This is a genomic window from Sphingomonas tabacisoli (assembly GCF_042678385.1).
Lineage (GTDB): Bacteria > Pseudomonadota > Alphaproteobacteria > Sphingomonadales > Sphingomonadaceae > Sphingomonas_B > Sphingomonas_B tabacisoli.
Genome location: NZ_JBHUDY010000001.1, coordinates 357,694 through 371,286, shown reverse-complemented (window position 1 = coordinate 371,286; position 13,593 = coordinate 357,694). Strand labels below are relative to the sequence as shown.

Below are 13,593 nucleotides of genomic sequence, written 5' to 3'. Positions count from 1 at the left end.
GGCGTCTAAAGCAGATTGCCGGGGACGCAAGCGCGCCGGTAAGGCCGTGCCATGCGCCTCGCCGATCTGGAAACGCCTGCCCTGCTCCTCGATGCCCCGAAGATGCGCGCCAACATCGCGCGGATGAACGCGGCGATGAAACGGCACGGCGTTGCGCTCAGGCCGCATCTGAAGACCGCCAAGTCCGCCGAAGTGGCGCGCGAGATGACGGCGGGCTGGTCCGGCGCGGTGACCGTCTCGACGCTGAAGGAAGCCGAGCAGTTCTTCGCAGCCGGCTATCGCGACATCCTCTATGCGGTCGGCATCGCGCCCAACAAGCTCGCCCATGCCGCCGAACTGGTGCGGCGCGGAGCCACGTTGACGTTGATCCTCGACAGCGTGGCGGCTGCCGAAGCGGTGGCGGCGTTAGGGCGCGCGGAGGGTTTGCGCCTCCCGGTCCTGATCGAGATCGACAGCGACCGTCACCGCGCCGGCGTCGCACCGAATGATACGGCGCTGCTGACCGCGATCGCGGACGCTCTCGCAGAAGGCGCGGAACTGCGCGGCGTAATGACGCATGGCGGCGGCTCCTATGGCGCGACCAGCGCCGAAGAGCTCGCCGCTCATGCCGAGCTCGAACGGTCGGGCGCGATGACTGCGGCCGAAGCGCTCCGCGCCGCGGGCCATGCTTGCCCCGTCATCAGCGTCGGCTCGACGCCCACGGCGCTCTTCGCGCGCGACCTGACCGGCGTCACCGAAGTGCGGGTCGGCGTCTATGTGTTCATGGACCTCGTCATGGCGGCGCTCGGCGTCTGCGCGGTGGACGACATCGCCGCGTCGGTCCTCACCAGCGTCATCGGCCACCAGCCGGAGCGCGGCTGGCTGATCGTCGATGCCGGCTGGATGGCGCTCTCGCGCGACCGTGGACTGGACACGAACGGCTACGGCCTCGTCGCCGGCCATGACGATCTGATCGTCGTCTCCGCCAATCAGGAGCACGGCATCATTGCCGATCGCCACGGCCGCCCGCTCGACCTTGCCCGCTTCCCGATCGGCACGCTCCTCCGCATCCTGCCCAACCATGTCTGCGCCACCGCCGCGCAGCACGACCGCTATCATGTGCTGGACGGATCGGACGCCATCGCGCAGGTGTGGCCGCGCTTTGGAGGCTGGTGAGTGAAGGACGACACGCGTTTCGGGCTCGACCGGCAGGTCCGCTTGGCGGGCCCGCTGCCGCTCGACTCCGGCGCGGCGCTGCCCGAGGTCGAGATCGCCTACGAAACCTACGGCACCCTGGACGCCGACGGCACCAACGCGATCCTGATCTGCCACGCGCTGACCGGCGACCACCATGTCGCCTCGCCCCATCCGCGCACCGGCAAGCCGGGCTGGTGGCAGCGCGTGGTCGGCCCGGGCAAGCCGATCGACACGAACAAACACCTCGTCATCTGCGCCAACGTGCTCGGCTCCTGCATGGGGTCGAGCGGCCCGGCCAGCCTCGACCCCGCCACGGGCAAACCCTTCTCCATGCGCTTTCCGGTCATCACCATCCGCGACATGGTGCGCGCGCAGGCGGCGCTGCTCGACCATCTCGGCATCGCGCGGCTGAAGGCGGTGGTCGGCGGATCGATGGGCGGCATGCAGGCGCTCGAATGGGCGGCGACCTATCCCGACCGCGTCGACGCCGCGTTGGTGATCGCATCCTCCGCCCGCCACTCCGCGCAGAACATCGCCTTCCACGAAGTCGGCCGACAGGCGATCATGGCCGATCCCGCTTGGCGCGGCGGCGAATATTACGACGCCGAAGCCCCCGCTCGCGGCCTCGCCGTCGCGCGGATGGCCGCGCACATCACCTATCTGTCGGAAGCCGGCCTGACCGAGAAATTCGGCCGCCGCCTGCAGGGCCGCGACGCCAAGAGCTTCGGCTTCGACGCGGATTTCCAGGTCGAGAGCTATCTCCGCCACCAGGGCCTGAGCTTCACCGACCGGTTCGACGCCAATTCCTACCTCTACATCACCCGCGCGATGGACTATCTGGACATCGCGGAGGAACATGGCGGCAGCCTCGCCGCTGCCTTCCGCAGCACCAGGGCGCGCTTCTGCCTGATCAGCTTCGACAGCGACTGGCTTTATCCCACGCCGGAAAGCCGCGCGATCGTCCACGCCCTGAACGCGGCCGGCGCACCCGTCAGCTTTGTCGAACTATCCAGCCCTTTCGGCCATGACAGCTTCCTGCTGGAGCATGCCGAAATGGACCGCGTGATCTCGGGATTCCTGGGCGCATAATGTCTCTCCGTCCCGATCTTGCGATCATCGCCGCCAACGTCGCGCCGGGCACGCGCGCGCTCGACGTGGGCTGTGGAGACGGGGCGCTCATGGCGGCGCTTCAATCCGAAAAACAGGTGGACGCGCGCGGGCTCGAGCTCGATCCGGTCAATGTCGCCGCAGCCGTCGGGCGCGGGCTTTCGGTCATCCAGGGCGACGCCGATACCGACCTCGCCGACTATCCCGCCGACGCGTTCGACTACGCGATCCTCAGCCAGACGCTGCAGACCACGCGACGCCCCGATCAGGTGCTCGAGCAATTGCTGCGGATCGGGCGCAAGGCGTTCGTGTCCTTCCCGAACTTCGCGCATTGGCGCGTGCGGCTCTCATTGCTTTGGGGCGGGCGGATGCCAGTCACGCGACTGTTGCCGCTCGAATGGTACGAAACGCCCAACATCCACCATGTAACGGTCGACGATTTCCGCGCCTTCGTGCGCGAGCGCGGGCTGACGGTGGAGGGCGCCTGGTTCCTCTCTGGCGACAAATTGACCAGTGCGGCTGCCGCGAATTTCCGCGCCGAGCACGCCGTCTTCCTACTTCGGCGCTAGTCCGTTCGCGAGCATGTCGTTCGCGATCTTCGCGATCTCGGACAGCCCCTCGTCGTCGCTCCACACCCCGTAGCGTAGGCCCAGGAACACGTTCATGCCGCCGATCGCCCATGCATGGACCTCGCCCACATCGGCACGCACTTCGCCGCGCCCTGCCGCCTCTTCCAGGCGCTTGCGAATGCGGGCGACCGTGCTTTCATAGTGATAGCGGAACACTTCGGGATCGACGAACTCGGCCTGATCGATGATCCGGTAGATTTCCTTGTGCTCTCGCGCGAAGTGCAGGAACCAGTCGAGGCCGCGCCGCTCCGCATCGATCTGGTCGGTCGCGGCAGAGATGGCGCCTCCCGCGCCTTCGCGAACCTTGTTGGAAAAGTCGCGAACCAGGGCGCGGAACACATCCTCCTTGCTGTCGAAGTATGTGTAGAACGTCCCCATCGCGACGCCTGCGCGCTGGGTGATGTGGGTGATGCCGGTCTCGTAGAAGCCGCGATCGCCGAACTCGACCGCCGCGGCGTCGAGGATCGCGCGCAGCGTGCGCCGGCCGCGCTCGGTGCGCGGCTCCTTATGCCCAAGTGTTGCAGCGCTGCTACGCTCCGCCGCCTTTTGCATGTCCCCTCCGCCCGGAAGTTGAAACCCGGTTCAGGTTTCAGTATACGCGTCGCGACACCAGGCACAAGCCGCTCAAGGCCGGGCCATTTGGGGAGGGGTTGATGAAAGGGTTTTCCGCACGCGCGCTGTTCAATCTGGGCGTGGCCGCCGCCGCGCTGACCGCCATGCCGGCCTTCGCGCAGGACAATGCACCGGCCGCTGGGCAGCAGGCAGAGAGCACGACCAACGATTTCGACATTGTCGTCACCGCGCGCCGCCGCGAGGAAAGCCTGCTCGACGTGCCGATCGCCGTCACTGCCTATTCGGGCGACTCGCTCGAACGCCACGGTGCGCTCGATATCACGGCGATATCCGACACCACGCCGAACGTGACGTTCGAGACCAGCCGCGGCACCAACTCGACGCTCACGGCCTTCATTCGCGGCGTCGGCCAGCAGGATCCCGTCGCCGGGTTCGAAGCGGGCGTGGGCCTCTATCTCGACGACGTTTATCTGAACCGCCCGCAAGCGGCCGTGCTCGACATCTACGATCTTGAGCGGATCGAAGTGCTGCGCGGGCCGCAGGGCACGCTCTATGGCCGCAACACGATCGGCGGCGCGATCAAGTACGTTACGAAGAGCCTGAACCCGGACGATGCCGAGTTGAACCTGCGCGCCAATGTCGGTGAATATAACCAGGTCGACGTGATCGCGAGCGGCAGCCTGCCGCTGAACGACGATTTCCGCCTCGGCGCCGCCGTTGCCCGACTCAGCCGCGACGGCTTCGGCAAGAACCTGACCACCGGTGAGGAAAACTACAACAAGGACGTCTGGGCGGTTCGGGCGACCGCGGAAGCGGGCAGCCATGACAGCTTCTTCTTCCGCCTGACGGGCGATTACACCCATGACAAATCGAAAGCGCGCGGCGGGCATCGCCTGATCCCCGGCCTGCTCAGCGGCGCGCCGGTGCTGAGCGATGTGTATGATTCGCGGGGTGCGCTGGTGACGCCGAAGCAGGACGTGCGTTCCTGGGGCATCGCCAACCGCCTCGAATGGAAGGCGACCGACCAGCTCACCTTCAAGAACATCCTCGCTTACCGCAAGGACCACAGCGATACGCCGATCGACTTCGACGCTCTGCCGGCGCAGGACGTCGACGTGCCGGCGATTTACCGTAATCGGCAGTTCTCCGAGGAATTTCAGGCAGTCTATGAGGGCGACAAGCTGCAAGGCGTCGCCGGCGTTTATTACCTGAACGCCCGCGCCCGGAACATCTTCGACGTTGTACTTGGCACCACCGGCGCGCTCCTGAACCTGCCGGGCTTCACGGCCTCGACCTTCGGTGACGTGAAGACGCGGACCTGGGCGGCCTTTGGCGACCTCACCTACGATCTGACCGATCAATTCTCGATCTCGGCCGGCGGCCGCTACACGGTCGACAAGCGCCACGCGATCGTCATCCGCAAGAATCTGATCGGAGGCGCCTCCCCCGCGCTCGGCGGCGCTGGCGTGCAACTGGGTGCGCTCACGTCGAACTTCGACGGCGAGAAGACATTCAAGCAGTTCACGCCGCGCGCCTCGATCACTTTCAAGCCGACGCCGGACCACACGCTCTACGCCAGCTATGCCAAGGGCTTCAAAGGCGGCGGCTTCGATCCGCGCGGCCTGTCCACCGCAGCGCCGGACATCAACGGCGACGGCGTGCGCTCGCCGGCAGAAATCTTCGACTACTTCCTGTTCGATCCGGAAAAGGTCGACAGCTATGAAGTCGGCTACAAGGCGTCGCTGTTCGACAATCGCCTGCGCTTTGCGCTCGCCGGCTTCTATGCCGACTATAAGGACGTGCAGGTGCCGGGCTCGGTCGGCGCGGTCGTCAATGGTATCCCGACCTTCGTCGGCGTCACCACCAATGCCGGCAAGGCGACGTTCAAGGGCGTGGAGTTCGAGACCCAGGCCAGCCTCGCCCGCGACTTCGCGGCGACTGGCGACCGGCTGAATTTTTCCGGCACGCTCGGCTATATCGACGCGCAGTATGATCAGTTCGTCACCAACGTCGCCAACTTCGACGCGAACGGCAATCCGGCACCGGGAACGGCCGCCCGCCCGGTCGATGTTGCCAAGTTCAAGCGCATCCAGAACACGCCGAAATGGACCGCTTCGGGCACGCTCGACTATGGCGTGCCGGCCGGTCCCGGCCTGCTCGATCTGAGCACGACCGTTTCGTACCGCAGCAAGACCTTCCAATTTGAAACGCCGAGCCCGTATCTCGATCAGCCCGGCTATGCGCTTTGGGACGCCTCGCTGGTGTGGACCAGCGATAACCAGCGCTACACGATCGGGCTGCACGCCAAGAACATCACCAACAAGCGCTATATCACTTCAGGCTATCAGTTCCTGAACGTGAACCCGGTGACCGGCGTGCCGGTGCTGTCGCTGACGACCACGTCGCCCAACTTTGCCAAGCCCGGCGTTTCGCCGTCGCTCGGCCGCGAAGGCGTGGTGACGACATATTACGGCAACCCGCGGCAGATTTTTGCGTCGTTCGGCGTGAAGTTCTGATCCCAATACCCCTCCCGCCCCTCGCGGGAGGGGCGGGGGCGGGCCCTGTCGCAAACTCTCCCCTTCTGAACGAAGGGCCCGCTCCGTCATCGCACGAGCGTGCGGTATACTCGCTCGACGCTGGCCGAAGCCGCGTCCCAGGAATAGCCGGCGCTCGCCGCGCTCGCCGCGGCTCTCATCGTCCGGCGCGCATCGGGGGCAAGCAGCTTCTCGATCGCCGCTACATAATCCGCCACGTCGCGCGGACTGCAGATCAGTCCGGTGCGGCCGCTTTCGATCAACGCCCGAGCGCTCGGTGCGTCGGCGCTGACCACCGGCAAGCCGGACGCCATCGCTTCCAGCACGACATTGCCGAACGTCTCGGTGGTGCTGGGCGTCAGCATGATGTCTGCGGATGCGACGGCGCGCGCGAGCGCCTCGCCTTCCAGATGTCCGCAGACGACCACGCCCGCCAGACCGTCGAGCATCGCCAGCGCCGGTCCTGCGCCGACGATGAGCGGCCGTACAGGATGGCCGCGCCGCTGCAGTTCGGCGACGACTTCGGCAAAGATCGCGACGCCTTTTTCCAGCACGACCCGGCCGAAGAACAGGACTGCGATCTCGTCCTCGGCGATGCCCTGCGCCCGACGCCACGCCATGTCGCGCCGGTCGGGGCTGAACAAGTCGCGGTCGACGCCGCGGCTCCAGACGCTGGCCCGCTCATCGCCTCGCATCTCTTTCATTGCCGAAACCAGCGCGGGGGTCGGGGCGAGCACATGATCGGCGCGGCGATAGAAGCGGCGGAGGTGCGCCTCGGCGAGCGGGCGCGCCCAGCCGAGGCCGTAATGTTCGAGATAGGTCTCGAACAAGGTGTGCTGGCTCGCGACGATCGGCACCCCAAGGCGCTTTGCGAAGCTTTCGGCGCGGGTGCCGAGGATATCCGGGGTCGAGACATGGACTAGGTCCGGCGCGAACCCTTCAATGTCGCGGCGGATCGCGCGCGGCAGGCCGAGCGCGAGCTGGAATTCGCCGCGGACCGGCAGCTTCACCGAAGGGACCGGGACGAGGGTGCCGGCGGGTTCGAAGGCAGGAGTGGCGGTGACCGGGGAATAGACCCGTACTTGATGGTGTGCTTGATGTTCCAGATAGTGGACGAGGCGGTTCAGGGCCTGGTTCGCCCCTTCGCGCAAATAGTTGTAATTCCCTGAGAATAGGGCGATCCGCATTAGAGGCGGCGGAAATTGAGGACGGCGTTCAGGACGAACACCGTCAGGCCGGCGAACACCGAGACGATGACGCGCGCGACGAGATAGTTGATCGAGGTGTAGCGCAGGAATGCGGCATACAGCGCCATCGTAACCGCCAGTCCGATCCCGGCATTGACCAGGAAATAGACATAGCCGCTGGCGACGCCGCGATCGGTGCCGCGAAAGATCCAGCTCCGCCCCAGCGCATAGTGCAGCGTGTTCGCGGCCACGAACCCGATCGCGGCGGCCATGAGCTTGGACATGCCCGCCCAGCGCACCAGCGCCCACAGCAGCGCCAGGTCGAAGACGAAGGCGACGCAGCTCACCGCCGTGTTGCGCGCGAGCATCGCCGCCGCTTTGCGCGAAAGCAACCGCGCCGACAGTCCCGCCGCCGGGCGTGCGTCGCGAACCTCCAGCATTCAGGCGCTGATCGGCTGCGGCACGAAGGAAGCGGCGCGCGACGCGGGCTCATGCGCGTCGGCCCAGTCGGTGCGGCGCTTCAGGCCCGGCGTCAGGAACAGCAGCGGCAGCTTCACCAGCAACAGCTCGGAATGGATGAAGCTGTCGATCGCACGTTCCCACCAGCGCGGCTCGCGCTTACCGTGCGCGCTAAGCCAGCCGTCATACGGCGCCCAATGGCTCGGCTCGTCCTTCTCGATGACCTGGAAGATCCGGATCAGTGCCTTGTCGTCCCGCACCAGCGGATGCCGCAGCAGAACCTCGACCTGTCGGTACCCGCGTCGTTCCGTTAGCGAAATTACCCGGCACAGCCGCTCGAACAACGCATCGCTGGCGATGACCGCTTTGGTGTCGAGATCGTCGATTTTCCGGCGGAACATTATTTCCACGAAACGGTCAATGTGGCCGATCGTCCGGTCGACCGCGAACGGCATCACGCCGCGCAACTCGAACCAGCGGCGGAACATGACGTAATGCTTCCGCTCGTCGGCCCGGTGCTTTTCGATCGCGGCGATCAGCGCCTTGTCGTCGGGCGATCGCGCCCGCACCGCCTCCAGCACGCGGTCGATCGCCGTGTAGCCGCGATGCTCGTTGTAGATGTAGATCGAACCGAGCAGATCCAGATAGCGTCTGCGAAACCAGGCAAGCATTAAGACAGAACCCGGCTTAAGGGGTTACGTTCCGCCTGCGCAACTTCGTCAGAACAACCCGGGGACTTCGCGCTGCGCCGTGTTCGGACGCGGCGGCGCGAGGAGCTGGCGCTTGCTCGCCAGCGCCTGGCCGGCCTGGCCGGTCGGGATCGCAGTGCAGCTCTTGCCTTCGATGAAGTCGAGCGCCTGGCGAGTCGAGGCTTCCTGCGGGTCGCCGAGCGGGTGGTTGAAATCGTCGCCCGCCTGGCAAGTCACCGGCACCGTGCCGGCGAGGCCGGTGTAATAGGCGCCGCCGCCAGACGCGTTCTGCGTCGCGAAGGCGATCACGCGCAGCCGGTCGTCGCACTGGCTCTTGTCGATCGCGATCTGGCCCACCGGCTTACCGTAGGTGTTGGCGCCGACCAGCGCCATGTTCTGCTGGTAGTAGGGAATCTGCGAGTTGATCACGAGCTCACTGGCCGACGCGGTCGCGCCGGTGCCGATGAACGCGATCCGCATCGGCGCGATCGACTGGGCTTGCGACTTGAAGAAGCGCGTCTCGTTGTTCGAGGATTTCTCCGGCCGATAGACGGTGCGGTTCTGGACGTCGGAGCTGAATCGCGCCCGTCCGAGCAGGTCGCCCAGAAGCTGCGCGCTCGCGACCAGGCCGCCGCCATTGTAGCGCAGGTCGACGATCACGTCGGTGACGCCGGCCGCCCGGAACTGCCCGAACGCGCTCTGAAGCTGGGAATCGGCGGTGCTGATGAAGGTGCGAAGGTTCAGATAGCCGATCTTGCGCCCGCCTTCGTCGATGATCTTGGCGCCGTACCGGTTGGAGACCGGCTGCAGCGAATAATCGGCCTTGGTGATCGTGATTTCGCGCGTGCCGGAGGGGCCGCTCAGCCGCAGCGTGCGCGTGACGCCGGCGGTCGAAGGGCCGAGCGCATCGGACACCGCGCTTGTGCCGCTCGCCGCGATGATGTCGGAGACGAGACGCAGATTGCCGGGCGTGTCGCCGATCGCGAGGATCTCGTCGCCCCGGTCCATGCCGCCGGCAAAGGCCGGCGCGGTCTCGAACACCTCGGCGACGAACGCGCGCTTCTGCGCAGCGTCGGTGGACAGGCGGAAGCCGAAGCCGGCGGTCGAGCCCGAGTTGTAATAGGCGTCCTCTTCCTTGATCGAGGTCAGATAGGTGAAATAGCGGTCTTTACCCTGACTGCGCGCGGTCGCGGTCAGCGCGTCGATATAGTCGCCGACCGTCGCATAAGGACTTGGGTCGAGGCTGGCCGGCAGCGTTTCAGGGAAGAGATACCATTCCTGCAGCACGCCGAACGCCCATTGCTGGCGCGACAGGAGCGAGCAGGTCGAACTGCTGCCCGAGCCGGCCGGCGTTGGAGTCGTGGTGGCGGTGCCGCCGGAAGAACCGCCGCCTCCGCCGCCGCAAGCACTTAATATGGCTGCCAAACCGAGCAGCGCGCCGAAATCACGCCAGCGCTTCACCACGCAAAACTCCCCGCCAGATCAGGGGGTTATACAGCGATTCGCTCGATCTCTCAAACGGGTTCGGGCTGAGTCCTAAACACCGTTCGGGCTGAGCCTGCCGAAACCCTGCCCTTCTTTGCCCTCGCAGGAAGGAAGAAAGAACAGGCCTTCGACAAGCTCAGGCCGAACGGAGATGGGGTTAGCCCCTGAGTGTAGCCCCTAGCTTCGTAGCCGCCGCTACGATCTTCGCCGACACCGCCGCCAAATCCTCGTCGGCGAGCGTCTTGTCCGTCGGCTGCAGCGTCACTTCGATCGCGAGCGACTTTTGTCCCTCGAGCACGCCCGCGCCCGTGAACACGTCGAACAGCCTTGCCGATGCGATCAGCGCTTTGTCGGCATTGCGGACGGCACGGACCAGATCGCCGGCCGCGAGCGCCTCCGGCACCAGGAAAGCGAAGTCGCGCGTGACCGGCTGCAGCGCAGGCGGCGTGTGGGCCGGGCGCATGCGGCCGCTGGCGCGTTTGGCCGGGATCGCGTCGAGGAAGATTTCGCCCGCGACCACTGCGCCTTCCAGCCCGAACGCCTTGACCAGCAACGGATGCAGCGCGCCGAATTCGGCCAGCACGGCCTTCGGTCCCAGCCGCAACGTCGCGGATTGACCCGGATGATAGGCCGACGAAGCGTCGCCCATGACCTGCAGATTTTCGACCGGCGCGCCCGCCGCTTCCAGCAGGGCCACCGCTTCGGTCTTGCCGTCGAAGGCGGCGAAGGGCTGGGCCTTGCCGCTCTGCCAATCGCGCGGACTGCGCTCACCGGCGAGCACGAAGCCGACCGTCGGCCGCTCGGCATCGGCGAGGTAGCGCCGCCCAAGCTCGAACTGCCGCACCGATCTGGCGCCGCGATCCATGTTGCGCTGCGCCGCCGCCAACAGCCCGGCGAGCAGCGACGGGCGCATGACTTTCATGTCCTCGCTGATCGGATTGGCGAGCGTCCAGGCGCCGCCGCCGAGGGCCGCGGCTTCCTTTTCGGAAATGAAGCTCCAGGTGACGGCTTCGTTCAGTCCGCGCGCCGCTGCCGTCCGGCGCACGCGGCGCTCGGTGAGCTGCTCGGGCGTGGCGGTCGGCCGGGCGACGCCGTCCGCGCGCGGCAGCGGCGTCGAGGGCACATGGTCCATGCCGGTGATGCGCACGACTTCCTCGACCAGATCGGCCGGCCCGTCGATATCGCGCCGCCAGGTGGGGACGGTGACTGTCCAGTCGGGCGAAACCTCAAACCCGAGCCGCTTCAAAATGGCCGCCTGCTCCTCGGCTGCCACCTCGATGCCGCCGAGCTTCAGCGCCAGCGCCGGATCGTAGCGCAGCGTCTTCCGCTCCGTCGGCGGCGCGCCGGCGCGGGTGACGGCACTTGGGCGCCCGCCGCAATGTTCGGTGACCAGCCAGGTCGCGATCGCGAGGCCCTCGTCGAGAAAAGCCGGGTCGACGCCGCGCTCGAAGCGTTGGCGGGCGTCGCTGGTCAGCCCCAGCTTCTGGCCGGTGCGCGCGATATGCTCGGGCGTGAAATAGGCGCATTCGATCAGCACATCGGTCGTCGTCTCCGACACGCCCGAATGCTCGCCGCCCATGATGCCGCCGATGTCGTGCACCTCGGCATCGTCGGCGATCACCGTCATCGTGTCGTCGAGCGTGTAGGTCTTGCCGTTGAGCGCCAGCACTTGCTCGCCGTTCTTCGCGCGGCGGGCGACCAGCGCGCCCTTGAGCTTGGCGCGGTCATAGACGTGCAGTGGCCGGCCGAGATCGATCGACACGAAATTGGTAATGTCGACCAGCACCGAGATGGGCTTTTGCCCGATCGCGTTCAGCTTCTGGCGCATCCATTCGGGCGAGGCGCCGTTGGTGACGCCGGACACCGCCTGCGCGTAAAAGGCCGGGCAGCCTTCGGGATCGTCGGTGCGCACGTCGGGCGCGGGCTCGCTGCCGTCGACCGGCTGCACCGTTCCCATACGATAAACGTCGCCGAGCGGCTTCAGCGTGCCCAGCCCGGCCGCGGCGAGGTCGCGGGCGATGCCGCGCACGCCCATGCAGTCCTGCCGGTTGGGCGTGATCGCGACGTCGATGACGGGGTCGTTCAGCCCGGCCCATTCGGCGTAGCTCGCGCCGACCGGCGCGTCGGCGGCGAGTTCGATGATGCCGTCATGATCCTGGCCGAGCTCCAGCTCGCGCGCCGAGCACATCATGCCGCGGCTCTCGACGCCGCGGATCGCCGCCACCTTCAAGGTCAGGTCGGAGCCCGGCACATAAGCGCCCGGCGCGCCGAACACGCCGACCAGCCCCGCGCGGGCATTGGGCGCGCCGCACACGACCTGCACCGGGCCTTCGCCGGCATCGACCGAGAGAACCTGCAATTTGTCGGCCTGGGGGTGACGCTCGGCCGTCAGCACCTTGGCGATGCGGAAGGGGGCGAGCTTTTCCGCGGCGTTCTCGACGCCTTCGACTTCGAGGCCGATCCGGGTCAGGGTGTCGACGATCTGCTCGAGCGTCGCTTCGGTTTCCAAATGCTCCTTGAGCCAGCTCAGGGTGAACTTCATGCGCCCACTCCTCCGCTCAAGGTGGGCACGTCGAGCGCCGAGAAGCCGTAATGGCGCAGCCAGCGTAGGTCGCCGTCGAAAAAGGCGCGCAGATCGTCCATTCCGTATTTGAGCATGGCGAGTCGGTCGACGCCGACGCCGAACGCGAAGCCCGAATATTCGTCCGGATCGATGCCGCAGTTCCTCAGCACGCGCGGGTGGACCATTCCGGAGCCGAGCAGCTCCATCCAGCCTTCGTCGCCGCCCAGCACGCGACGGCCGTTCACACGAGTGAAGCCGACGTCCACTTCCACGGACGGTTCGGTGAAGGGGAAATAGCTGGGGCGCAGGCGCAGCACGATATCCTCGCGCTCGAAAAACGCCTTGAGGAAGGTCTCCAGCGTCCATTTGAGGTGGCCGAGATGGATGCCTTTGTCGACCACCAGTCCCTCGATCTGGTGGAACATCGGCGTGTGGGTCGCGTCGCTGTCGGAGCGATAGACGCGGCCCGGCGCGATGATGCGGATAGGCGGCTGCTGGGTCTGCATCGTCCGGATCTGCACCGGCGATGTGTGGGTGCGCAGCAGCATCTTCTTGCCATCCCGGGCCATCTGGTCGGGGAAATAGAAAGTGTCGTGCATCGCGCGCGCCGGGTGCGTCTCCGGGATGTTGAGCGCGGTGAAGTTATGCCAGTCGTCCTCGATCTCCGGACCGGTCGCGACGGCGAAGCCCATGTCGGCGAAGATCTCGGCGAGCTCGTCCATCACCTGGCTGACGGGGTGGACCGATCCGCGCGGCTGCTCGGGCGCGGGCAGGCTAAGGTCGATTCGCTCGGAGGCCAGCCGCGCTTCCAGCGCCGCGCCTTCGAGGCTTGCCTTGCGATCGGCGATCGCGGCGGAGACCGCCTCGCGCAGGCCGTTGATCCGCGGGCCTTCGGTCTGGCGTTGTTCGGGGGTCATGCCGCCCAGCGTTTTCAGGAGCGCCGTGACCGCTCCCTGCTTGCCGAGCAGGCGCACGCGCTCTGCTTCCAGGGCGTCTAACGTCGCCGCCGCGCCGATCGCGCCCAGCGCGTCGCTCTGCATCTGTGCAATGTCCGTCATGCGGCGCTCCCCAAAGCAAATGGGAACCGGCCGCGCAACCCAAGCGTCTCTGCGAACCTTGCTGTCACCTGACAGATCGATTCGGAGCCGGTTCAGTCCGACTCGGGCAACAGGGCTCCCGTCCACAGTATTT

11 protein-coding genes are annotated in these 13,593 nt (G+C 66.6%); 4 read left to right on the top strand and 7 right to left on the bottom strand.

The features are described from left to right. Nucleotides 1-51 precede the first annotated feature (51 nt). From ACFSCW_RS02110 to metW, 3 genes are read left to right on the top strand one after another with little or no spacing between them, the layout of a single operon-like run. Nucleotides 52-1,155, top strand: coding sequence for an alanine racemase (locus tag ACFSCW_RS02110; protein WP_380886405.1), 1,104 nt, complete (start codon nt 52-54; stop codon nt 1,153-1,155). After that, nucleotides 1,156-2,265, top strand: coding sequence for a homoserine O-acetyltransferase MetX (gene metX / locus ACFSCW_RS02105; RefSeq protein WP_380886403.1), 1,110 nt, complete (start codon nt 1,156-1,158; stop codon nt 2,263-2,265). Continuing rightward, entirely contained in the window at nt 2,265-2,852 is a 588-nt protein-coding gene (metW, locus tag ACFSCW_RS02100; protein WP_380886401.1) for a methionine biosynthesis protein MetW, read from the top strand. Before metX ends, metW begins: the two co-directional genes overlap by 1 nt. Here the strand turns inward: metW and ACFSCW_RS02095 are convergent. Continuing rightward, a complete protein-coding gene (locus tag ACFSCW_RS02095) occupies nt 2,838-3,464 on the bottom strand; it encodes a TetR/AcrR family transcriptional regulator (protein WP_380886399.1) in 627 nt (208 codons plus the stop codon). The two genes, metW and ACFSCW_RS02095, sit on opposite strands and share 15 nt — an antisense overlap. 101 nt (nt 3,465-3,565) lie before the next feature. On the opposite strand from ACFSCW_RS02095, the gene ACFSCW_RS02090 reads away from it, so the two are divergent. Continuing rightward, a complete protein-coding gene (locus ACFSCW_RS02090; RefSeq protein ID WP_380886396.1) occupies nt 3,566-6,001 on the top strand; it encodes a TonB-dependent receptor in 2,436 nt (811 codons plus the stop codon). Between the two features lie 86 nt (nt 6,002-6,087). Here ACFSCW_RS02090 and ACFSCW_RS02085 read toward each other — a convergent pair whose 3' ends face one another. The 6 genes from ACFSCW_RS02085 to pheS all read right to left on the bottom strand — a co-directional run bounded on the left by ACFSCW_RS02085 (nt 6,088) and on the right by pheS (nt 13,460). Beyond that, nucleotides 6,088-7,206 carry a glycosyltransferase family 4 protein gene (locus ACFSCW_RS02085; RefSeq protein WP_380886395.1) on the bottom strand — a complete coding sequence of 373 codons (1,119 nt, stop codon included), beginning with the start codon at nt 7,204-7,206 and terminating at the stop codon, nt 6,088-6,090. Further along, a complete protein-coding gene (locus ACFSCW_RS02080; RefSeq protein ID WP_380886393.1) occupies nt 7,206-7,646 on the bottom strand; it encodes a GtrA family protein in 441 nt (146 codons plus the stop codon). The genes ACFSCW_RS02085 and ACFSCW_RS02080 overlap by 1 nt, the downstream gene beginning before the upstream one ends. Next, complete coding sequence (locus tag ACFSCW_RS02075; RefSeq protein WP_380886391.1) at nt 7,647-8,336, bottom strand: ferritin-like domain-containing protein; 690 nt, start codon at nt 8,334-8,336, stop codon at nt 7,647-7,649. It abuts the gene before it with no gap. 48 nt (nt 8,337-8,384) lie between these two features. Beyond that, a complete protein-coding gene (locus ACFSCW_RS02070) occupies nt 8,385-9,815 on the bottom strand; it encodes a S41 family peptidase (protein ID WP_380886389.1) in 1,431 nt (476 codons plus the stop codon). A gap of 181 nt (nt 9,816-9,996) precedes the next feature. Further along, nucleotides 9,997-12,381: a phenylalanine--tRNA ligase subunit beta gene (gene pheT / locus ACFSCW_RS02065; RefSeq protein WP_380886387.1), complete on the bottom strand. Its 2,385-nt coding sequence runs from the start codon at nt 12,379-12,381 to the stop codon at nt 9,997-9,999. Further along, the gene (pheS, locus tag ACFSCW_RS02060; protein ID WP_380886385.1) at nt 12,378-13,460 is read right to left on the bottom strand and encodes a phenylalanine--tRNA ligase subunit alpha; all 1,083 of its coding nucleotides are present in this window, start codon (nt 13,458-13,460) and stop codon (nt 12,378-12,380) included. Before pheS ends, pheT begins: the two co-directional genes overlap by 4 nt. Between the last annotated feature and the right edge of the window lie 133 nt (nt 13,461-13,593).

Bases quoted from the DNA above. Each gene is read 5' to 3' on its own strand.
- ACFSCW_RS02110 (WP_380886405.1), top strand. From the start codon at position 52: ATGCGCCTCGCCGATCTGGAAACGCCTGCCCTGCTCCTCGATGCCCCG.
- ACFSCW_RS02090 (WP_380886396.1), top strand. From the start codon at position 3,566: ATGAAAGGGTTTTCCGCACGCGCGCTGTTCAATCTGGGCGTGGCCGCC.
- ACFSCW_RS02085 (WP_380886395.1), bottom strand. From the start codon at position 7,206: ATGCGGATCGCCCTATTCTCAGGGAATTACAACTATTTGCGCGAAGGG.
- ACFSCW_RS02075 (WP_380886391.1), bottom strand. From the start codon at position 8,336: ATGCTTGCCTGGTTTCGCAGACGCTATCTGGATCTGCTCGGTTCGATC.
- metW (WP_380886401.1), top strand. From the start codon at position 2,265: ATGTCTCTCCGTCCCGATCTTGCGATCATCGCCGCCAACGTCGCGCCG.
- ACFSCW_RS02080 (WP_380886393.1), bottom strand. From the start codon at position 7,646: ATGCTGGAGGTTCGCGACGCACGCCCGGCGGCGGGACTGTCGGCGCGG.
- ACFSCW_RS02095 (WP_380886399.1), bottom strand. From the start codon at position 3,464: ATGCAAAAGGCGGCGGAGCGTAGCAGCGCTGCAACACTTGGGCATAAG.
- pheS (WP_380886385.1), bottom strand. From the start codon at position 13,460: ATGACGGACATTGCACAGATGCAGAGCGACGCGCTGGGCGCGATCGGC.
- pheT (WP_380886387.1), bottom strand. From the start codon at position 12,381: ATGAAGTTCACCCTGAGCTGGCTCAAGGAGCATTTGGAAACCGAAGCG.